Origin of the sequence: Pseudomonas sp. Root71 (genome assembly GCF_001429045.1) — a bacterium.
GTDB lineage: Bacteria > Pseudomonadota > Gammaproteobacteria > Pseudomonadales > Pseudomonadaceae > Aquipseudomonas > Aquipseudomonas monachiensis.
Genome location: NZ_LMHY01000022.1, coordinates 217,454 through 237,864 on the forward strand (window position 1 = coordinate 217,454; position 20,411 = coordinate 237,864).

A 20,411-nucleotide genomic window follows, 5' to 3' on the forward strand; every position below is an offset into this window, starting at 1 on the left:
TTTGCCAGTGTTTATCGACGCCCCAACAACAATCCCACCACCAAACCAAACCCGGCGGAAATCGCCACGGTTTGCCATGGATGCCCGCCGATATAGGTTTCAGTGGCCTCGACCGCGGGCAGGGTGCGCTCGCGCACGCTGCTCACCGAATCCCTGGCCTGCTGGAGTTTCAGGGCGATCTGTCCACGAAGGGTCTCCGCTTCTTCCCCGACCAGCGAGGCGCTGCTTTTCAGCAGTTTTTCCGATTCTTCGATCAGCGTTTGAAGTTCGCTGAAGGCTTGATCCTTGATTTGATCTTCGGCGGCTTGCGCGGCGGTTTTGCGGGCCATTGAAGTACTCCTTGCAGGTAAGTGGACAGTGAACAATGGAGTCTGCCGTCGTCGGAAAAGTTGCAGCTATTTTGCCCGGGGAGGTCATCTTGCTGAAAAACCGGCGCAGGACCTTTCGTCCTACAGTGTAAGATGTCGCCTATTTTACGCAGCAGGAAATTCCCATGAGCTTCAATCTGGCCGACAAACCCCTCGCCGAGCGCGCTGCGCTTGAAGACGAGAAATCCCGTCTGTTCGAACTCTGGCAAAACAACCTGGGCAAGGCCAAGGGTGAGGCCGCGCGGTTGTTCGGCGAACGGGCCAAGCGCAAAGGCAAGTGGGCCGAATGGGTGCGCGCCGAGTTGGATGGCATGTCGCCACCGGAATACGCCAACATGGTGCGCAGTGAAGTCAATCGCCTGATGGCGGCCAACAAATAACATCGGTCGTCAGGCGAAGCTCGCGACGATCGCCTCGCGCACTTTCAATAGCACCGGGTCGAGCTGGGTGCTGGTCCGCCAGCCCAGTTCGATCGGGTAGCGCGGCAAGGCCAGGGGGCAGGGCAGCAGCGCCAGCCCGCAGAGCGTAGCGATGCTTTGGGCGGCATGGGCCGGAATGGTCGCCACCGCCCGGCTGCCTTTGAGCAAATGGGGCAACGCGGCAAAATGCGTGGTCGAGGCGCACACCCGTCGACTGAGCCCCAGCGCCGCCAAACCCTCGTCGGTAATCCCGATAAAACCGCCGGACGACACCAGAATGTGTTCGCGTGCCACAAACTCCTCAAGACCGATGCTCTGCTGACCCTCGACCAGGCTCGACGGGTCCGCCAGGCACAGATAACCACCTTCCCCCAGCACCTGACGGCTGAGCAGCCGCTCGGCAAACCCGCCCGCGCTAATCGCCAGGTCAATGCTGCGCTCCATCAACGCCTGGGCGACGATCTGGCTGTGGGTCTGGCGGAAAATCAGCCGCAGTTTCGGTGCACTACGGGCGATCTCTTCGATCAGCCGCCGGCCGTAGGCAATCTCGAAATCATCCGACATTCCCACGGTGACCGAACGACCTTCGTACTGTTGCGCAGCCGGGTCGACCATCGCCAGGCTCTGCCGGCATTTGTTCAGGGCATCGCTGACCACCGGTTTGAGCTGATTGGCCTTGAGCGAGGGGGCCAGGCCGCGTCCGGTGCGTACGAATAGCTGATCGCCATACAGCTCGCGCAAGCGACGCAAGGCCGCGCTGACGGCCGATTGCGTCACGCCCAGGCGCAAGGCGGCACGGCTGGCGCTGGACTCTTCGTGCAGCGCCTCGAAGACTTTGAGCAGGTTGAGGTCGACGTCGGTGATATTCATTTGGTTCATATCATTCAGCATTGAATCGGTCTTTATTGATGATTGCCTGGCGCCGGAGAATGAGCAACACCTGATGCGAATGGAGTTTCCAAGATGCCCAAATCAATCGTTGCGGCGCTGCAGATCGGCGCCTTGCCCGGCGGCAAGGCTGAAACCCTGGAACAGATCCTGTCCTATGAAAACGCAATCATCGAATCCGGCGCCGGGTTGGTGGTGATGCCGGAAGCGCTGCTGGGCGGTTATCCCAAGGGCGAGGGCTTTGGTACGCAATTGGGCTATCGCCTGCCGCAAGGGCGCGAAGCCTTTGCCCGCTATTTTGCCAATGCCATTGATGTACCCGGCGTGGAAACCGAGGCGCTGGCGGCGCTGTCCGCACGCACCGCAGCCAATCTGGTGATCGGCGTGATCGAGCGCGCCGGCAGCACCTTGTACTGCACCGCGCTGTACTTCGATCCGCAGGCCGGGCTGGTGGCCAAACACCGCAAGCTGATGCCCACCGGCACCGAGCGGCTGATCTGGGGCAAGGGCGATGGCTCGACCTTGCCGGTGATCGACAGCCAGGTCGGGCGCGTGGGGGCGCTGGTGTGTTGGGAAAACATGATGCCGCTGCTGCGCACGGCGATGTACGCCAAGGGTGTGGAGGTGTGGTGCGCGCCCACCGTGGACGAGCGGGATATGTGGCAGGTCAGCATGCGCCACATTGCCCATGAAGGGCGCTGCTTCGTGGTCAGCGCCTGCCAGATCCAGGCATCGCCCCAGGCCTTGGGCCTGGATATCGCCAACTGGCCGGCGGATCGGCCGTTGATTGCCGGTGGCAGTGTAATCGTAGGCCCCATGGGCGACATTCTTGCCGGACCGTTGCGCGACAGTGCCGGGCTACTCACCGCACAGATCGACACCGACGACCTGGTACGCGCCCGCTACGACTACGACGTGGTCGGCCACTACGCCCGGCCGGATGTGTTCGAGCTGACCGTGGACGAGCGGGCCAAACCCGGGGTGCGCTTCACTTCCTGATGACCTGCGGGCTTTGGCCAAAGCAGTCAGACAACTTGATAACTTTGACCATTGCCCGGTAACCCGCGCAGAGCGAGTATTTCCCTGTTGATTACGGTTCCCCCCAACCTAATAAAAAACACAGTGGGATTCTGGCAATGCGCGATTACTTGTCTGCTACTTCTCAGTTCAATTATCAGCACACCGTCGATGCCGCGCTCGCGGGCGATCTGACGGCCCTCAACGCCTGTGTCGAATGCTGTGACCGGCATGCCTTGCCGGGTCGCATCGCGCTGTTCTGGGAAGGACGCGACGGCACCGGTGCGACGTACACCTTCACCGACTTGCAGGACAAGGCCGCGCGTTTCGCCAACTACCTGCTGGCCCAGGGCGTGAAGAAAGGCGACAAGGTCGCCGGCCTGTTGCCGCGCAATATCGAACTGTTGATCACCGTGTTCGCCACCTGGCGCATTGGTGCGGTGTATCAACCGCTGTTTACCGCATTCGGCCCCAAGGCCATCGAGCACCGCCTGGGCTGCTCTGGCGCCAAAGTGGTGGTGACCGATGCAGTGAACCGGCCGAAACTCGCCGAAGTCGCCGATTGCCCGACCATCGTGACCGTCACCGGTGCCAAAGGGCAGGGCCTGGTGCATGGCGATTTCAGTTTCTGGGCCGAACTGGCCAACTACTCCGCCGACTGTGAACCGGTGCTGCTGACCGGCGAAGATCCGTTCCTGCTGATGTTCACCTCGGGCACCACCGGCCCGTCGAAAGCGTTGTCGGTGCCGCTCAAGGCCATCGTTGCATTCCAGAGCTACACCCGCGACGCGGTGGATCTGCGCCCGGAAGACGCCTTCTGGAACGTCGCCGACCCGGGTTGGGCCTACGGCATTTATTTCGGTGTCACGGGGCCGATGTCCATGGGCCATCCGATCACCTTTTACGATGGCCCGTTCACCCTCGAAAGCACCTGCCGGGTCATCAACAAGTACGGGATCAGCAACCTCACGGGCTCGCCGACGGCCTATCGCTTGCTGATTGCCGGCGGCGATGAATTCGCCAAGTCGATCAAGGGCAAGCTGCGTATCGTCAGCAGCGCCGGCGAGCCGCTGAACCCGGAAGTGATCCGCTGGTTCGCCGACAACCTCGACGTGGTCATCCACGACCACTACGGCCAGACCGAACTGGGCATGGTGCTGTGCAACCACCACGGCCTTGAGCACCCGATTCACATGGGCGCCGCCGGTTTTGCCTCGCCGGGCCACCGCATCGTGGTACTGGACGACCAGTACAAGGAGCTGGGTATCGGGCAGCCGGGCATCCTGGCGATCGACCGCAGCCAATCGCCGATGTGCTGGTTCGCCGGCTACGAAGGCGGGCCGACCAAGGCCTTTGTCGGCAACTATTACCTGAGTGGCGACACCGTCGAGTGGAACCCGGACGGCAGCATCAGCTTCGTCGGTCGCAGTGATGACGTGATCACCACCTCCGGCTACCGGGTTGGCCCGTTCGACGTGGAAAGTGCGCTGATCGAACACCCGGCCGTGGTCGAGGCCGCCGTGGTCGGCAAGCCCGATCCGGAGCGCACCGAACTGGTCAAGGCGTTCGTCGTGCTCAGCGCGCAATACCGCGCCGCCCCCGAGCTGGCCGAAGAGCTGCGCCAGCACGTGCGCAAGCGTCTGGCGGCGCACTCGTACCCCCGCGAAATCGAATTTGTCAGCGAATTGCCGAAAACCCCAAGCGGCAAATTGCAGCGCTTTATCTTGCGCAACCAGGAAATCGCCAAGGCTCAAGAGGCTGCGGCGAAGAACCTTCCAGCTTGAATCCAGGGAAACAATGATGCAGATCGAGAACAAGATTTTTATCGTTACCGGTGGCGCTTCCGGCCTCGGTGCAGCGACGGCCGAGGTGCTGGTCGCCGCTGGCGCGAAAGTGATGCTGGTGGACATGAACGCCGAAGCCGTTGCGGCCCAGGCCCAGCGCCTTGGTGCGCAGAGTGTTGTCGCCGACATCAGCAACGAAGCGGCGGCCGAAGCAGCGGTTCAAGCCACGGTCAAAGCCTTCGGTGGCCTCAACGGCCTGGTCAACTGTGCCGGTATCGTGCGCGGGGAGAAGATCCTCGGCAAAAACGGCCCGCATGCGCTGTCCAGTTTCAGCCAGGTGATCAACGTCAACCTGATCGGCAGCTTCAACATGCTGCGCCTTGCGGCAGCGGCGATTGCCGAGACCGAAGCGGATGCCGACGGCGAGCGCGGCGTGATCATCAACACCGCGTCTGCGGCTGCTTACGACGGCCAGATCGGCCAGGCGGCCTACTCGGCGTCCAAGGGTGCGATTGTCAGCCTGACCTTGCCGGCGGCCCGTGAACTGGCGCGTTTCGGCATCCGTGTCATGACGATCGCCCCCGGCATTTTCGAGACGCCGATGATGGCCGGCATGACCCAGGAAGTCCGTGATTCCCTGGCCGCTGGCGTGCCATTCCCGCCGCGCTTGGGCAAACCGGGCGAGTATGCCGGGCTGGTCAAGCATATTATTGAAAACAGCATGCTCAATGGCGAGGTGATCCGTCTCGACGGAGCCTTGCGCATGGCCGCCAAGTAAGGAGGATTTGTCATGACAATGTCCAACGATCCAATTGTTATCGTCAGCGCCGTCCGCACCCCGATGGGCGGTTTCCAGGGCGAGCTGAAAAGCCTGACCGCGCCGCAACTCGGTGCGGCCGCCATCAAGGCCGCCGTCGAACGTGCCGGTGTTGCCAGTGATGCCGTCGACGAGGTGTTGTTCGGTTGCGTACTGCCGGCCGGCCTTGGCCAGGCCCCTGCGCGTCAGGCGGCGCTGGGTGCGGGGCTGGATAAATCGACTCGCTGCACCACCCTGAACAAGATGTGCGGTTCCGGCATGGAAGCGGCGATCCTGGCCCATGACATGCTGGTGGCGGGCAGTGCCGATGTGGTGGTCGCCGGTGGCATGGAAAGCATGTCCAACGCGCCTTACCTGCTGGACCGCGCCCGTGCCGGCTACCGCATGGGCCATGGCCGGGTGCAGGACTCGATGTTCCTCGACGGCCTCGAAGACGCCTACGACAAAGGCCGCCTGATGGGAACTTTCGCCGAAGAGTGCGCCGAAACCAACAGCTTCAGCCGTGAAGCCCAGGACGCCTTCGCCATTGCCTCGACCACCCGCGCGCAGCAGGCGATCAAGGACGGCAGCTTCAAGGATGAAATCGTCCCGCTGACGGTGATGGTCGGCAAAGAGCAGGTGGTGATCAGCAATGACGAGCAGCCGCCAAAAGCCCGGCTGGACAAGATCGCTTCGTTGAAACCGGCGTTCCGCGAAGGCGGTACAGTGACGGCGGCCAACTCCAGTTCGATCTCCGACGGTGCGGCGGCATTGGTGCTGATGCGCCAGTCCCAGGCACAGAAGCAAGGCCTGAAGCCGCTGGCGGTGATTCATGGCCACGCTGCGTTCGCCGACACCCCGGGCCTGTTCCCGGTGGCGCCAATCGGTGCAATCAAGAAATTGATGAAGAAAACCGGCTGGTCGCTCAATGACGTCGATCTGGTGGAAGTCAACGAAGCCTTCGCCGTGGTCGGCATGGCCGCGATGACTCATCTGGAGATCCCCCACGAGAAGCTCAATGTGCACGGCGGCGCTTGCGCCCTCGGTCACCCGATCGGGGCTTCCGGTGCGCGGATTCTGGTGACCCTGCTTTCGGCCCTGCGCCAGAAAGGCCTGAAACGCGGCGTTGCGGCGATTTGTATCGGCGGCGGTGAAGCGACGGCCATGGCCGTGGAATGCCTGTATTAAGACCTGTAGGAGCTGCCGCAGGCTGCGATCTTTTGACCTTGATTTTTTAGCGATTTCAAGACTGCCAAAAATCAAAAGATCGCAGGCTTCGCCAGCTCCTACAGGGGGCAATTTATTTTTAAGGACTTGGCATGATCCCCAATGACGACCAACAACAAATCCGCGACATGGCCCGGGATTTTGCCCAGGAACGGCTCAAACCGTTCGCCGCCGAGTGGGACCGTGAGCATCGCTTTCCCAAGGAAGCCATCGGCGAGATGGCCGGGCTGGGCTTCTTCGGCATGCTGGTGCCGGAGCAGTGGGGCGGATGCGATACCGGTTACCTGGCCTACGCCATGGCGCTGGAAGAAATCGCCGCCGGCGATGGTGCCTGTTCGACCATCATGAGCGTGCACAACTCCGTGGGCTGTGTGCCGATCCTCAACTACGGCACCGATGAGCAGAAAGAACGCTTCCTCAAACCGCTGGCCAGCGGTGCGATGCTCGGCGCTTTCGCCCTGACCGAACCCCAGGCCGGTTCCGACGCCAGCGGCCTGAAAACCCGTGCGCGCCTGGAAGGCGATCACTATGTGCTCAACGGCTGCAAGCAGTTCATCACCTCCGGGCAGAATGCCGGGGTGGTGATCGTGTTTGCGGTGACCGATCCGAGCGCGGGCAAACGCGGCATCAGCGCTTTTATCGTGCCGACCGATTCGCCGGGCTACACCGTTGCGCGGGTCGAAGACAAGCTCGGCCAGCATGCGTCCGACACCTGCCAGATCCTCTTCGAAGACGTGAAGGTGCCGGTGGCCAACCGTTTGGGCGAGGAGGGCGAAGGCTACAGGATTGCCCTGGCCAACCTTGAAGGCGGTCGCGTCGGCATCGCTTCGCAATCGGTGGGCATGGCCCGTGCCGCCTTCGAAGCGGCGCGCGACTACGCCCGTGAGCGCCAGAGCTTCGGCAAGCCGATCATCGAGCACCAGGCCGTGGCCTTTCGCCTGGCGGACATGGCGACCCAGATCGCCGTGGCGCGGCAAATGGTTCACTACGCCGCCGCCCTGCGCGACAGCGGCAAACCGGCCCTGGTCGAAGCGTCGATGGCCAAACTGTTCGCCTCGGAAATGGCCGAGAAGGTATGCTCCTCGGCGCTGCAAACCCTGGGCGGTTACGGTTACCTCAACGATTTCCCGCTGGAGCGGATCTACCGCGACGTGCGGGTCTGCCAGATCTACGAAGGCACCAGCGATATTCAGCGCATGGTCATTTCGCGCAATTTATAAGAAGGAGAGAATCTGTGAACTACGAAACGATTTTGCTGGAAACCCACGGCCGCGTTGGCCTGATCACCCTCAACCGTCCACAGGCGCTGAACGCGTTGAACGCGCAGATCGTCAGCGAACTGAACCAGGCCCTCGATGGCTTCGAGGCGGACTCGAACATCGGCTGCATCGTCCTGACCGGTTCAAAAAAAGCCTTCGCCGCCGGTGCCGACATCAAGGAAATGGCCGAGCTGACCTATCCGCAGATCTACATCGACGACCTGTTCAGCGACAGCGATCGCGTGGCCAACCGCCGCAAGCCGATCATCGCGGCGGTCAACGGTTTTGCTTTGGGCGGCGGCTGTGAGCTGGCATTGATGTGCGACTTCATTCTGGCCGGCGACAACGCCCGGTTCGGTCAGCCGGAAATCAACCTCGGTGTGTTGCCGGGCATGGGCGGCACCCAGCGCCTGACCCGTGCGGTGGGCAAGGCCAAGGCCATGGAAATGTGCCTGAGCGGTCGTCTGATCGATGCCGTGGAAGCGGAGCGTTGCGGGATTGTGGCGCGGATCGTGCCGAGTGATGAGCTGCTGGACGAAGCGCTGAAAGTCGCGGCGCTGATCGCCAAAAAGTCGTTGCCGATTGCGATGATGGTCAAGGAAAGTGTCAACCGTGCCTTTGAAGTGAGCCTGGCCGAAGGCGTGCGCTTTGAGCGCCGGGTGTTCCATGCGGCGTTTGCGACGCAGGATCAGAAGGAAGGGATGGCGGCGTTTATTGCCAAGCGTGAGGCTGAGTTCCAAGGCAAGTAATAGGGTTGCATCAAAAGATCGCAGCCTTCGGCAGCTCCTACAGGTGTATGCAAAACTCTGTAGGAGCTGCCGAAGGCTGCGATCTTTTGCTTTTACACCAGGTAGTTTTTCAGTTCGCGGGCAATCACCATCCGCTGAATCTCGCTCGACCCTTCGTAGATCTGCGTAATCCGCGCATCCCGGTAGTACTTCTCCACCGGATAGTCTTCCAGATAGCCATAGCCGCCATGAATCTGAATGGCGGACGAGCAGACCTTTTCCGCCATTTCCGAGGCAAACAGCTTGGCTTGTGATGCCTCCGACAGGCAGGGTTTGCCGGCCGTGCGCAGGCGTGCGGCGTGCAGGATCAGCAGTCGAGCGGCGTTCAACTGCATGTGCATGTCGGCCAGCAAATTGGCGATGCTCTGGTGCTCGTTGATCGTCTTGCCAAACTGCACACGATCACGGGAATAAGCCAGTGCCGCTTCGAACGCCGCGCGGGCGATGCCCAGCGCCTGGGCGGCGATGCCGATGCGGCCGCCTTCGAGGTTGGACAAGGCGATGGCCAGGCCCTTGCCGCGTTCGCCCAGCAGATTGGCTTCGGGGATGGTGCAGTTGTTCAGGGTCACCGCGCAGGTGTCGGACGCCCGGATGCCCATCTTGTGTTCAGTGCGATCAACGATAAAACCGGCAGTGTCAGTCGGTACCAGGAACGCCGAGATGCCACGTTTGCCCAGGTCCGGATCGGTCACGGCAAACACAATCGCCAGCTTGGCGCGTTTGCCGTTGCTGACGAACTGCTTGGCGCCGTTGATCACCCACTGGCCGTCGCGCAGTTCAGCGCGGGTGCGCAGGTTGTGCGCCTCGGAACCGGCCTGGGGTTCGGTCAGGCAAAAGCAGCCGATGACCTTCCCGCTGGCAAGGTCCGCCAGCCAGGTCTGTTTCTGTTCTTCGCTGCCGTAGTTCATCACCGGCCCGCAGCCCACGGAGTTGTGGATGCTCATGAAGGCGCCGGTAGCACCGTCGCCGGCGGAAATCTCTTCCACCGCCAGTGCGTAGGCCACGTAGTCGACATAGGTGCCACCCCATTCTTCGGGGACCACCATGCCCAGCAGGCCCAGTTCGCCCATCTTCGCCACCAGACCGTCATCGATCCAGCCGGCCTTTTCCCAGGCCTGGGCATGGGGTGCGATTTCGCCGCGGGCAAAATCCCGGGCCATGTCGCGGATCATGACTTGCTCTTCGCTCAATTCGATATCGTGCATGGTTCAGCTCTCGCTCTGGTCAAACTCGCTGAAGAAGCTCGCCACGTGTTCGGCGTCCAGCGCCTGGAGGGTGGGCGGGTTCCAGTGCGGTGTCTTGTCTTTGTCGATCAGCAAGGCGCGCACGCCTTCGATCAGGTCGCCGCGCTCGAACCACTGGCGGTCCAGGTGCAGCTCCAGGGCAAAACATTGTTCCAGCGGCAGCTCGCGTCCGCGACGGAGCATTTCCAGGGTCACGGCCATGGCCAGCGGCGAGCGGGTTTCCAGCAGGTTGGCGGTGGTGACGGCCCACTCATGGCTGTCGGCGACCGTTACCTGACGCAGTTGCTCCACAATACTCGGCACGTCGGCTTGGGCGAAGAAGTGGTCGATGGCCGGGCGCAAAGCCGCCAATGGTGCATCGGGCAGTTGCTGCACGGCGTATCTCGCCAGCAGGCCTTGCAGGTCCTTGAGCGGCGTGTCGTGCCATTCGAGCTGATCGAGTTTTTCGTCCAGCGTGCCCAGCTTGTCGCTTTCGAGGTACCAGTCGGCCAGCCCGCAATACAGCGCATCGGCGGCGCGAATCTGTACGCCGCTGACGCCGAGGTAAATCCCCAGTTCACCGGGGATGCGTGGCAGGAAGTAACTGCCGCCGACGTCCGGGAAGTAGCCGATGCCGACTTCCGGCATGGCCAGGCGGCTTTTCTCGGTGACCACGCGCAGGTCTGCGCCTTGCACCAGGCCCATGCCGCCGCCGAGGACAAAACCGTCCATCAGGGCCAGCACCGGTTTGCGGTAGTGGTGGATCGCGAGGTCGAGGGCGTATTCCTCGACGAAGAAATCTTCGTGCAGGGTGTCGCCGCTTTTGAAACTGTCATGCAGCGAGCGAATGTCGCCGCCGGCGCAGAAGGCTTTTTCCCCGGCACCGCGCAAGACCACGGCATGGACGTGCGGATCCTGGGCCCAGGCGTCGAGCTGGCGGTGCAGATTGCGCACCATGTCCAGGGTGAGGGCATTGAGGCCGGCGGGGCGGTTGAGGGTCAGGTGACCAATGTGGTTGCGAACCTCGGCCAGCACTTCGTTTTGCATGGCATCCATGGACTGGGTCCCGGGAGAAAAAACCTGAGCAGTCATCACTAACTCCCTGCTTTTATTGTTCTTTATCGAGATGCTCGCGCGCGAGCGATGGCGGATCGTATCAGCGCAAATTTGCCTTGTACAACCCGGATAAGTGCAGGTTGTCTGTGCATTTTTGCATGTTTGTGTCCGGTATTGTTACAGCGTAGACCAAGGCGATTTCAGGCAAACGCTGCGAGCAGATCCTCTTCGAACGCCTTCTGCGCCTCGCCGGCCACCTGCGCGCGGTGCCGGGCCAGATGAAACGCGACATCGAAACTCATGTCGCTTCGGCGCACGGCCCTGAGCAAACCCTTGTCCTCCCAGCCACGGGCGAAGTGGCTGGGCAAGTAACCGACATGCTTGCCGGAAAGGATGAAGGCGAGGGTGCCTTCGACTTGTTCCGAGCGCGCCGAACACAACTTGCCCTGGAAGGGTTCGTCGCTGCGCAGGAAACGGTAGGGGTGATCGACCCGGTCGCAGGCCTGCAGATCCTGATCATTTGGGGCCGGGTTGGTGAACAGCGGATGGCCGGGGGCGCAATACAGATGCTGGGTTTCAATGAACAACTGGCGGTAGTCAAACGCGCTTTGCACTTGCGAGAAATAGCCGATGGCCAGGTCCAGCCGCTGTTGCAGCAGCAAACGCTCCATTTCACCAGGCATGGCGCTGATCAGTTCGATGCGCACGGACTCGTCCCGCTCACGGAAGCGCCGGATCGCCTCGGCCACCCGTTGCAGCACCGATTGATCCAGGGCTTCGGACAGGCCCAAGCGCACTTCGCCGATCAAGCGCCCGGCCACGCCGTTGGATTGATGACGGAAGGTTTCGATGGACTGGAACAATCCACGGGTGGCGTTGAGCAGCTGTTCACCCTTGGGCGTGACCCTGAACCCGCCCTTGCCGCGACTGCATAGCCGATAGCCCAGGCGGGTTTCCAGTTTGGCCATTTGCTGGCTGATGCTCGACTGGCTCAACCCCAACTCGCCCTGGGCGGCGCTGAAGCCGCCGCACTCCACCACGCTGACAAACAGACGCAACAATTGCAGATCCAGATCATGGAGTTGGCCGAGCATCAAACATTACTCCGTCATAAAGTCAGGTTAATTAACTTGATATTTTACCAATGTATCCGACGACGCATCCTGCCACCACTTCCTCTGGTCAGGTGTTCGTCATGGCTCCCATGCTCAAGCTGTGTTTACCCGCGCTGTTCCTTGCCATGGCCGCATCGGCCCAGGCCGAAGACAAGGTGGTCAATCTGTACAGTTGGGCCGATTACGTGGCCCCCGAAACCCTGCAACGGTTCGAGCAGGAGACGGGTATCCATGTGCGCTATGACACCTTCGACTCTTCGGAAGTACTGGAGACCAAGTTGCTCACCGGCGGCAGCGGTTATGACGTGGTGGTGCCGTCCTCCAGCGTACTGGCCCGGGGGCTTGCGGCCGGGGCGTTGAAACCGATTCCCCACGAAGGACTCAAGGGTTACGCCAACCTCGATCCTGACTTGCTGGAAAAACTCGCCGCTGTCGATCCGGGCAACCGTTACGGCGTGCCTTACACCTGGGGCACCCTGGGTTTGGGCATGAACGTCGAGGCGCTCAGGCAGCGCGTGCCGGATGCGCCGCTCAACAGCCTGGACCTGCTGTTCAAACCCGAGTACGCGAGCAAGTTGAAAGACTGCGGCATCGCCATTCTCGACTCGCCCCAGGAGGTAATCGGACTGGCGTTGCATTACCTGGGTAAAGATCCCTACAGCACGGACAAGAACGATCTGTCAGCCGCCGAGGCGTTGCTGCATCAGTTGCAGCCGAATGTGCTGTACGTTGCCACCGGGCGGCAGATCAGCGACCTGGCCAATGGCAGCGTGTGCCTGGCGCTGACCTACAACGGCGACGCGAGCATGGCCGCCGACCAGGCACGCAAGGCCAACAAACCCTATGAAGTCGCCTACCGGATTCCCCGGGAAGGCACCCTCGTGTGGCAAGACAACCTGGCGATTCCCAAGGACGCGCCGCACCCCGAAGCCGCCCGCGCCTTTATCGAGTTCATGTTGCGCCCCGAGTCCGTCGCGGCACTGACCAACACCTTGTTCTTCGCCACCGCCAACCAGGCCGCCACGCCGCTGGTGGATGAAGCGGTGCGCACCGATCCGGACATCTACCCGCTGGCCGACGTGCGGGAGCGGCTGTACGCCGACCGCAGCATGAACCTCAAGGACATGCGCCAGCGCACCCGCCTGTGGACCACTTTCCGTAGCCGCCAATAAGAAAAGAGAAGGAGCCTTCAATGGACGTCCCGATGCAGAACGATCAAGCCCTTACCCGTGACAGCCTTTACGGCACGGCCGCCGAAAGTACCTACGCCGGTATCACCAGTTTCATGCGCCGGCGCTACAGTCGCGACCTGCGCGGCGTAGATGTGGCGGTCAGTGGCGTGCCGTTCGACACCGCGACCAGCAACCGCCCCGGCGCCCGCTTCGGACCACGGGGCATTCGTGCAGCCTCTGCCGGCATCGCCTGGGAACGCCACTGGCCGTGGACGTTTGATCCGTTCGATCACCTGGCGGTCATCGACTACGGCGATTGCGATTTCGATTACGGCTCGCCGCAGTCGACGCCGGAAATGATCGAGGCCCACGCCGAGCACATCCTCAATGCTGGCACGGCAATGCTGACCTTTGGCGGCGACCATTTCATCACCTATCCGCTGCTCAAGGCCCATGCCCGCAAGCACGGGGCGCTGTCGCTGATCCACTTCGACGCCCACAGTGACACCTGGCCGGACGAAGAGGGCAAGCGCATCGACCACGGCACCATGTTCTGGCACGCAGCCAAAGAAGGACTGGTGGATCCGTCGCGCTCGGTGCAAATCGGCTTGCGCACCACCAACGACGATCACCAGGGTTTTCAAGTGCTCGACGCGCGGCAGGTGCATCGACGTGGCTGCGAAGCGATTGTCGAGGCGATTCGGGCGCGGGTCGGCGACAACCCGGTGTACCTGACCTTCGACATCGACTGCCTCGATCCGGCGTTCGCTCCGGGCACCGGAACACCGGTGTGCGGCGGCTTGAGCACGGTTCAGGCGCTGGAGATTCTCGGTGGTCTGCGCGGGATCAACCTGGTGGGCATGGACGTGGTGGAAGTGGCCCCGGCCTATGACAGCGCGGAGATCACGTCATTGGCGGCGGCGACGCTGGCGATGGAGATGCTGTGTCTGTATGCGGCCAGACATAAGGTTGATAAGTAATACAAAACCCAATGTGGGAGCGGGCTTGCTCGCGAAAGCGGTGTGTCATTCAACACCAATGTCGACTGATACGACGCTTTCGCGAGCAAGTCGGATCGCCGCACCGCCGCTCCCACAATTATGATTTGTGTCAGGCCACTGGAACGATTGGCAGGTCGAGGATCTGGCCACCGCTGAACCGCGCGGACGAACCGGCAATGGATTCGTGCGGCACGCCCTTGGCCACGTCACTGACGCCGTCCAGTCGCGCCAGTTGCTCGGTGCTCAACTGCACATTCAGCGCGCCCAACGTCGCATCCAACTGTTCACGGGTCCGGGAGCCGAGGATCGGAATCAGCGCCGTGGTCGAGCGCCGGGACTTTTCCCGCAACCAGGCGATGGCCACGTGGGTCGGGCTGGCGCCCAGTTCTGCGGCGACATCGATCAAGGTGTCGAGCAGGGCGGTTTCCCGGGCGCTTTTTTCGGCGTGAATCAGCACGCCGAGCTTGTTCGCGCGATTGTCGCCCTCACTGTTGCGATATTTGCCAGTCAGGAAGCCGCCACCCAGCGGCGACCACAGGGTCGCGGCCAGACCCAGTGCTTCGGCCATCGGCAGTTGTTCACGCTCGGCGCTGCGTTCGGCGAGGCTGTACTCGACCTGGATCGCAGCAATCGGCGCAAAGCCACGCACCTCGGCCAGCAGGTCGGCGCGGGCGATGCGCCACGCGGGGAAGTTCGACAGCCCGGCATAATGAATCTTGCCGGCACTGACCAGATCGTCGAAGCCGCGCAGGATCTCTTCCATGGGCGTGACGCCGTCACTCATGTGCGCCCAGAACAGGTCGATATGCTCGGTCTTCAGCCGTTTGAGGCTTTCTTCGACGGCACGCACCATATTCTTGCGGCTGTTGCCAGTGTGGGAAATGCCGGCCGCCGGCGTAGTCCCCAGGGTGTATTTGGTGGCGATGACCAGGCGATCCCGTTCTGCGGCGATGAATTCGCTGAGCATGGCTTCGGACTGCCCGCCCTGATAGCCATTGGCGGTATCGATGAAGTTGCCGCCGGCTTCCAGGTAGCCATCAAAGATCCGTATGGCTTCGTCACGCTCGGCGCCATGCCCCCAACCGGTACCGAAGTTACCGGCGCCCAGCGCCAGTTCGGAAACACGCAAGCCGGTTTTACGACCGAAAACTTTGTAATGCATGGGATGACTCCAGAGGGGTGACGACAAGGCTTAATAGATTACATGAAACATGTATTAAATATGATGCTAGTAATCTAATTGGTCAAGGCGCTTTTCCTCCCGGCATAAAATCGCCGATCACTGGTCGCGTTATCCGTGCGCAATGGCATACTGCCGCCCATGACTATCGATTCCCCCTTAAGCGCCTGGCAGCATGCCATCGAACAAAAGGGCTTCGTCCAGGACGAGGCCCAGGAACATGCCGTGTGGGCCCTGCAAAAATGCCACGAGGCCCTGCACGAAGGCCGCGCGCCCATTTCCGGCGTGTACCTGTGGGGGCCGGTGGGGCGGGGCAAGACCTGGTTGATGGACCAGTTCTACCAAAGCCTGCGGGTACCGGCGCGGCGCCAGCACTTTCACCACTTCATGGGCTGGGTGCACCAGCGCTCGTTTCAACTGACCGGCACCGCCGACCCGCTCAAGGCACTGGCCCGTGAGCTGGCCGAAGAAGTGCGGGTGCTGTGTTTCGACGAACTGTTCGTCAACGACATCGGCGATGCGATCATTCTCGGGCGCCTGTTCCAGGTGATGTTCGAACAGGGCGTGGTAGTGGTCTGCACGTCCAATCTGCCGCCGGACCAGTTGTACGCCGACGGCTTCAATCGCGACCGTTTCATGCCCGCCATCGCGGCGATCAAGCAGCACATGCAGGTGATTGCGGTGGATGGTGGGGAAGACCATCGCCTGCATCCGGGGGCCGGTTCGCAACGCTACTGGGTGGCCGAGCCCGGCAGGCCTGGCGCGCTGGTTGAAGTGTTCCAGGTGTTGAGCGTCGGCCAGTCAGTATCGAGCGAATCGATCCAGGTCGGTTACCGCACCCTTGAGGTGGTCAAGGCCAGCCCGAGCGTGCTCTGGACCCGTTACGCCGCGCTGTGCGAGCAACCCTTCGCCGCCATGGATTTCATCGCCCTGTGCGATACCTACGGCGCTATTCTGTTGAGTGACGTGCCCAACCTCAGCGCACAGAAACGCGCCGGGCGCATTGCCCGGGGCACCGAGGACGGTGTCGAGCGGGTGGACGCGGGGGATCGCGAGTTGCCGCAGTTGTCGGTGCATGACGACGGTGTGCGACGGTTCATTGCCCTGGTGGACGAATGCTACGACCGCAAGGTGCCGCTGTACCTTGAAGCGCAAGTGCCCATGGCGTCGCTTTACACCGAGGGTTATCTGGAATTCCCGTTCCGCCGCACCCTCAGTCGATTGCAGGAAATGCAACTGCAGCGGTTTGCCGAAGTTTGATCGGGATTTGATCGGGAGCAGCGAAGATGAATCAGCCCCTGGCGCACCATTTGCTGACCATGGCCTATCAGAACGCCTGGGCCAATCACCGGCTGGCCAAGGCCTGGCGTCAGTTGAGCCCGCAGGAACTGAGCGCACCCCGGGTCAGCTTCTTCCCGACGATCCGCGCCACCCTCAACCACATCCTCACCTGTGACTGGTTTTACGTGGACGCCCTGGAGCGCGAACTGCGCGGCGACGATCCGCATCCCGATTGCCGGGTGTTTTTCAAGGAAGACGAGCCCTGCCTCATGGCAACGGACCTGGTTGGCGAACAGGCCCACGTCGACCGCCGGCTGATCGCCTATTGCGAGCAGATGCGTGACGCCGACCTCGGCAAAATCGTGACCATCGCCCGTGACACCCCGCAACACGACAGTCGCTTGCGCCTGCTGTCCCACTTGTTTGAACACCAGATCCATCACCGCGGCCAGGTTCACGCCATGCTCAGCGGCACCTCGGTCCAGCCACCGCAACTCGACGAGTTTTTCTGCGCCGGTGAGTCGCACTTGCGGGCCGAGGATTTCGCCGAGTTGGGGTGGACGGAGGCGTTGATCTGGGGCGCTTGAACGCCAAAGATTTTCTCGGTTGCGATTGTCGGTACCACGGTGCTCGCGCTATGGTCTGCCGGCACTTCAGCGTGACTGCATGCTGGGGGCTACTTCATGTGTGATCGAGGATGGAAATGGACTCCGCAGAAATTCTTGTGCTTCAGGCCAGTTACACCAATCCGGTGCATGCCGAGGCTATTTGTCTGGTGTTGAACCACTACGCCGAGGACCCGATGGGGGGCGGCGAGCCATTACCGGCCAATGTACTGGAGCAACTTCCGGCAGAGCTTGCCCGGCGTCCCCACGCTTTCAGTGTGCTGGCCTTTGTCGGTGGCGAGCCGGCCGGGCTGGTCAATTGCTTCGAGGGGTTCTCGACCTTCGCCTGCCGGCCGTTGGTCAATGTGCACGATGTGGCGGTGGTGAAAAAATTTCGCAGCCTGGGCTTGAGCCAGAAAATGCTGCAAAAGGTCGAGGATATTGCCCGTCAGCGCGGCTGCTGCAAGCTCACCCTGGAGGTGCTGGAAGGCAACGCGGTGGCCCAGGGGGCCTATGAAAAAGCCGGTTTCGCTCCCGGCATGTTCGACCCTGCTCATGGGCGGATGCTGTTCTGGACCAAGAGTCTCTGATTCGACAGGCCAAAAAAAGGGCGTCCATCAGGACGCCCGACAGTCTTGTGCGACCCAGGATCATTTTGGTCTGTAGGTTTCAGTCATTTGTGCGGTTTGATCGTCCGGAACCCGCAGTTCGGTGCTTTGGATAGGGTGGCCGAGGGCTTCTTGCTGGGCCAGTCGCAGGCTTTCGTAGTAATAGCGCATGCGTTCGGCTCCACCTTCGGCAAAAGCGCTGGTTGAGCCCAAGGCCATCAGGCCGGCGAGAATCATTGCGGTGCGTTTCATGGTTTGCCTCCCACTACAGATGTCGGATGCCTTTCGTCCATGAATCAATGAAGCAGTGTCGAAATGGCATTATCCGCCGATTCGGTTAAATGGGAATCAACTTTGCCAGCATGAAAAAAGGGGCCGGAAGCGGCCCCTGAAAGGATTACTGCTGGACGACAGTCGGTGGCGTTCTCGGCTTCATCAGGCTGAAGTCGATCAACGCCCGTTGCTCACGCTCATACGGGTTGCCGATCATCAATGGCCGGGCCTTGAAGCTGTCGCTGACCAGGCTCTTGCTGCGATCGAGTTCGTCGAAGCTCAGGCCTGCCAGGTCCGCCCAGGTGTGAATCAGGTGCGAGCTGCTGTAAGGCCGCGAGAGATCACCGGCGAGGTTCCAGTCATGGGCTGCGCGCCATTTCGGCGAAGCCCAGGCCATGAACGGAATGGTGTACATCGGTGCAGTCGGCTTGTTCTCGTTGCGCCCCAGGGTGGCGTGGCCCACGGAATCGAACACGTCTTCGCCATGGTCGGACAGGTACAGCAGGAAACCGTTGGGATCGGTCCGGGCGTAGTCCTTGATCAGGCTGGACACCACGAAATCGTTGTACAGCACGGCGTTGTCGTAGCTGTTGTACGTCGGCAACTGGTCATCGCGAATACCGGCAGGTACGCCTTCGCGGTCCTGGAATTTGTCGAAGGTCGACGGGTAGCGGTACTGGTAGCTCATGTGCGTGCCGAGCAAGTGCACGACGATGAGTTTGCGCGGTGCCCCGTCGGCCAGGGCCTTGTTGAACGGCTCGATCACGTCGCCATCGTACTGGGCAGCGTTCTGGTTGCGGTTGTTGTTCAGGTACACCTGCTCGTCGGCCTGTTCAGAGAAGGTCGTGAGCATGGTGTTGCGCTTGGTCATGGTCTGTTGGTTGGTGATCCAGAACGTCTTGTAACCCGCCTGTTTCATCATGCTGACCAGCGATGGCGTCGACAGGTACAGGTCGGGGTTTTCTTCGTCGGCGAAGGTCAGGACCTGCTGCAGCGCCTCAATGGTATAGGGGCGCGGGGTGATGACGTTGTCGAAAACGTCCAGTTGATCCTTGAGCTTGTCCAGTTCCGGCGTGGTTGGCCGGGGATAGCCGTACAGGCTCATGCGCTGGCGGTTGGTGGACTCGCCGATCACCAGTACCAGGGTAGCAGGCGTGTTGGCCATGGCGTCCTTGAGGTTGTGCAGCGGTGGAATCTTGCTGGCGCTTTCCAGCATGTCCTGCATTCCGGCCAGGGTGTCGAGGTATCGGTGATAGGCCACGGCCATCTGCCATGGCACCGCGGGTTCGATGCGGGTTTCGAACTTCTCGAAACCGGCGGCGAAACTGCCGGTGCGCTGGGTCTGCTTGATCAGCGGATAGGCGACCACGGCGAACAGGAGGGCTGTTGCCGCGACCAGCGCCTTGCCACGGGACAGGTACACCGGGCGCAGGCGTGTCCACAGGAACCAGGAAAAAGCGCTGTGGGCCAGGAACGCCGGGACCATCCACCAGGCAAAGTACTGGGTCATGTACTCGCCGGCTTCAGCCACGTTCGACTCGAACATGATGAAGATGACGCTCTGGGAAAATTCCTGCTGATAGATGAAGAAATAGCCCAGGCTCGCCATGGAGCAGGCCCACAGCACGACGCCGATCACGGCAGCCATGACACGGGTGTGCCGGGGGAACAGCAACATCGGCGCCAGCCAGATGGCGCTCATGACGAAGGCCTGGCGGAACCCGCTAAAGCCGGAGGTGCCAGTCAGCTGGATCAATAGTTGGGTAATGCCGGAAAAGTACCAGAAGAATACAAACAGCCAGACGAATCCGGCCCAATCGAAACCTGCCGCAGTGGTTTTACTGCGTTTAAACCAAGACATTCAGCGCTCCAGCCGAGAATTCACTACCACCGCCGGGACTTGGATATCGCGGACGACGAACGATGGCCGCGCGGAATCGGGCGACCTAAACCAGTAATTATCGTGGGGCAATTGTGAAAATTTCGTGAGATGCCAAAGGCGGCAGGGCGTGAGCCGGTGCGGAAACAGTGCAGACTGCTCCCGCTTCAAAGGAGGGAATCAGGTGAGCGGGGTGCGCTACACCGCAGCCAGGGGCTGCACTTGACTGGCTTGCAGCAATAGCCGCAATTGCGCCAGCTCCTGTTTCAACTGATCGCGTTCGTCCTTCAACTGACGCAATTCATCGCGACGGATAGTGACGTAAAGGGTTTGTGCTGGCAGTGCGGTATGTACTGTGCCCATTGCTCACCTCGCAAATGGCGTGTCTCAACTGTAGGTACGCCTCGAAATCCGGGGCTGATCTACTATCGGCGCCAATTTTGATTTCTTTTGCCCCCAAAGGGAACTTTTT

At 61.4% G+C, this 20,411-nt stretch carries 21 protein-coding genes; 12 read left to right on the forward strand and 9 right to left on the reverse strand.

The window, feature by feature from the left end; translation table 11 throughout:
• Positions 1-11: 11 nt before the first annotated feature.
• Positions 12-329, reverse strand: a complete 318-nt coding sequence (locus tag ASD95_RS14845) for a DUF883 family protein (protein ID WP_056724576.1) — start codon at positions 327-329, stop codon at positions 12-14.
• A gap of 164 nt (positions 330-493) precedes the next feature.
• Here ASD95_RS14845 and ASD95_RS14850 point away from each other — a divergent pair, with 164 nt between their 5' ends.
• Positions 494-748 (forward strand): hypothetical protein, encoded by a 255-nt coding sequence (locus ASD95_RS14850; RefSeq protein ID WP_007970091.1) that lies wholly within the window; start codon positions 494-496, stop codon positions 746-748.
• 9 nt (positions 749-757) lie between these two features.
• Here ASD95_RS14850 and ASD95_RS14855 read toward each other — a convergent pair whose 3' ends face one another.
• Positions 758-1,666, reverse strand: coding sequence for a LysR family transcriptional regulator (locus tag ASD95_RS14855; RefSeq protein ID WP_056725102.1), 909 nt, complete (start codon positions 1,664-1,666; stop codon positions 758-760).
• 84 nt (positions 1,667-1,750) lie between these two features.
• Here ASD95_RS14855 and ASD95_RS14860 point away from each other — a divergent pair, with 84 nt between their 5' ends.
• The 6 genes from ASD95_RS14860 to ASD95_RS14885 all read left to right on the forward strand — a co-directional run bounded on the left by ASD95_RS14860 (position 1,751) and on the right by ASD95_RS14885 (position 8,507).
• Complete coding sequence (locus ASD95_RS14860) at positions 1,751-2,674, forward strand: carbon-nitrogen hydrolase family protein (RefSeq protein WP_056724578.1); 924 nt, start codon at positions 1,751-1,753, stop codon at positions 2,672-2,674.
• A gap of 137 nt (positions 2,675-2,811) precedes the next feature.
• Entirely contained in the window at positions 2,812-4,476 is a 1,665-nt protein-coding gene (locus ASD95_RS14865; protein WP_056724579.1) for an AMP-binding protein, read from the forward strand.
• A 16-nt stretch (positions 4,477-4,492) separates the two neighbouring features.
• Positions 4,493-5,254, forward strand: a complete 762-nt coding sequence (locus ASD95_RS14870; RefSeq protein ID WP_056724582.1) for an SDR family NAD(P)-dependent oxidoreductase — start codon at positions 4,493-4,495, stop codon at positions 5,252-5,254.
• Positions 5,255-5,266: 12 nt separating this feature from the next.
• The gene (locus ASD95_RS14875) at positions 5,267-6,460 is read left to right on the forward strand and encodes an acetyl-CoA C-acyltransferase (RefSeq protein ID WP_056724584.1); all 1,194 of its coding nucleotides are present in this window, start codon (positions 5,267-5,269) and stop codon (positions 6,458-6,460) included.
• 131 nt (positions 6,461-6,591) lie between these two features.
• Positions 6,592-7,719: an acyl-CoA dehydrogenase gene (locus ASD95_RS14880; RefSeq protein WP_056724585.1), complete on the forward strand. Its 1,128-nt coding sequence runs from the start codon at positions 6,592-6,594 to the stop codon at positions 7,717-7,719.
• Between the two features lie 14 nt (positions 7,720-7,733).
• Positions 7,734-8,507 carry an enoyl-CoA hydratase gene (locus tag ASD95_RS14885; protein WP_056724587.1) on the forward strand — a complete coding sequence of 258 codons (774 nt, stop codon included), beginning with the start codon at positions 7,734-7,736 and terminating at the stop codon, positions 8,505-8,507.
• A 92-nt stretch (positions 8,508-8,599) separates the two neighbouring features.
• Here ASD95_RS14885 and ASD95_RS14890 read toward each other — a convergent pair whose 3' ends face one another.
• From ASD95_RS14890 to ASD95_RS14900, 3 genes are all read right to left on the reverse strand, one after another.
• On the reverse strand, positions 8,600-9,751 hold the full coding sequence (locus ASD95_RS14890; protein ID WP_056724589.1) for an acyl-CoA dehydrogenase family protein: 1,152 nt from the start codon (positions 9,749-9,751) through the stop codon (positions 8,600-8,602).
• Between the two features lie 3 nt (positions 9,752-9,754).
• The gene (locus ASD95_RS14895) at positions 9,755-10,861 is read right to left on the reverse strand and encodes an enoyl-CoA hydratase/isomerase family protein (protein ID WP_056724591.1); all 1,107 of its coding nucleotides are present in this window, start codon (positions 10,859-10,861) and stop codon (positions 9,755-9,757) included.
• Positions 10,862-11,025: 164 nt separating this feature from the next.
• On the reverse strand, positions 11,026-11,919 hold the full coding sequence (locus ASD95_RS14900) for a LysR family transcriptional regulator (protein ID WP_056724594.1): 894 nt from the start codon (positions 11,917-11,919) through the stop codon (positions 11,026-11,028).
• 101 nt (positions 11,920-12,020) lie between these two features.
• On the opposite strand from ASD95_RS14900, the gene ASD95_RS14905 reads away from it, so the two are divergent.
• Both ASD95_RS14905 and speB read left to right on the forward strand, forming a co-directional pair.
• Positions 12,021-13,112 (forward strand): polyamine ABC transporter substrate-binding protein, encoded by a 1,092-nt coding sequence (locus ASD95_RS14905; protein ID WP_056724597.1) that lies wholly within the window; start codon positions 12,021-12,023, stop codon positions 13,110-13,112.
• A 20-nt stretch (positions 13,113-13,132) separates the two neighbouring features.
• A complete protein-coding gene (gene speB / locus ASD95_RS14910) occupies positions 13,133-14,092 on the forward strand; it encodes an agmatinase (RefSeq protein WP_056724599.1) in 960 nt (319 codons plus the stop codon).
• 130 nt (positions 14,093-14,222) lie between these two features.
• On the opposite strand, the gene ASD95_RS14915 is transcribed toward speB, so the two are convergent.
• The gene (locus tag ASD95_RS14915; RefSeq protein ID WP_056724601.1) at positions 14,223-15,275 is read right to left on the reverse strand and encodes an aldo/keto reductase; all 1,053 of its coding nucleotides are present in this window, start codon (positions 15,273-15,275) and stop codon (positions 14,223-14,225) included.
• 159 nt (positions 15,276-15,434) lie between these two features.
• Between ASD95_RS14915 and zapE the strand changes: the two genes are divergently transcribed.
• The 3 genes from zapE to ASD95_RS14930 all read left to right on the forward strand — a co-directional run bounded on the left by zapE (position 15,435) and on the right by ASD95_RS14930 (position 17,769).
• Positions 15,435-16,553 carry a cell division protein ZapE gene (gene zapE, locus ASD95_RS14920; protein WP_056724604.1) on the forward strand — a complete coding sequence of 373 codons (1,119 nt, stop codon included), beginning with the start codon at positions 15,435-15,437 and terminating at the stop codon, positions 16,551-16,553.
• A 26-nt stretch (positions 16,554-16,579) separates the two neighbouring features.
• Positions 16,580-17,161, forward strand: a complete 582-nt coding sequence (locus ASD95_RS14925; protein WP_056724606.1) for a DinB family protein — start codon at positions 16,580-16,582, stop codon at positions 17,159-17,161.
• 116 nt (positions 17,162-17,277) lie between these two features.
• Positions 17,278-17,769 (forward strand): GNAT family N-acetyltransferase, encoded by a 492-nt coding sequence (locus ASD95_RS14930; RefSeq protein ID WP_056724608.1) that lies wholly within the window; start codon positions 17,278-17,280, stop codon positions 17,767-17,769.
• 60 nt (positions 17,770-17,829) lie between these two features.
• Here ASD95_RS14930 and ASD95_RS14935 read toward each other — a convergent pair whose 3' ends face one another.
• From ASD95_RS14935 to ASD95_RS29445, 3 genes are all read right to left on the reverse strand, one after another.
• Entirely contained in the window at positions 17,830-18,039 is a 210-nt protein-coding gene (locus ASD95_RS14935) for a hypothetical protein (RefSeq protein ID WP_008053741.1), read from the reverse strand.
• A gap of 145 nt (positions 18,040-18,184) precedes the next feature.
• The gene (locus ASD95_RS14940) at positions 18,185-19,921 is read right to left on the reverse strand and encodes a phosphoethanolamine transferase CptA (protein ID WP_056724609.1); all 1,737 of its coding nucleotides are present in this window, start codon (positions 19,919-19,921) and stop codon (positions 18,185-18,187) included.
• 216 nt (positions 19,922-20,137) lie between these two features.
• On the reverse strand, positions 20,138-20,302 hold the full coding sequence (locus ASD95_RS29445; RefSeq protein WP_177336471.1) for a DUF6026 family protein: 165 nt from the start codon (positions 20,300-20,302) through the stop codon (positions 20,138-20,140).
• Between the last annotated feature and the right edge of the window lie 109 nt (positions 20,303-20,411).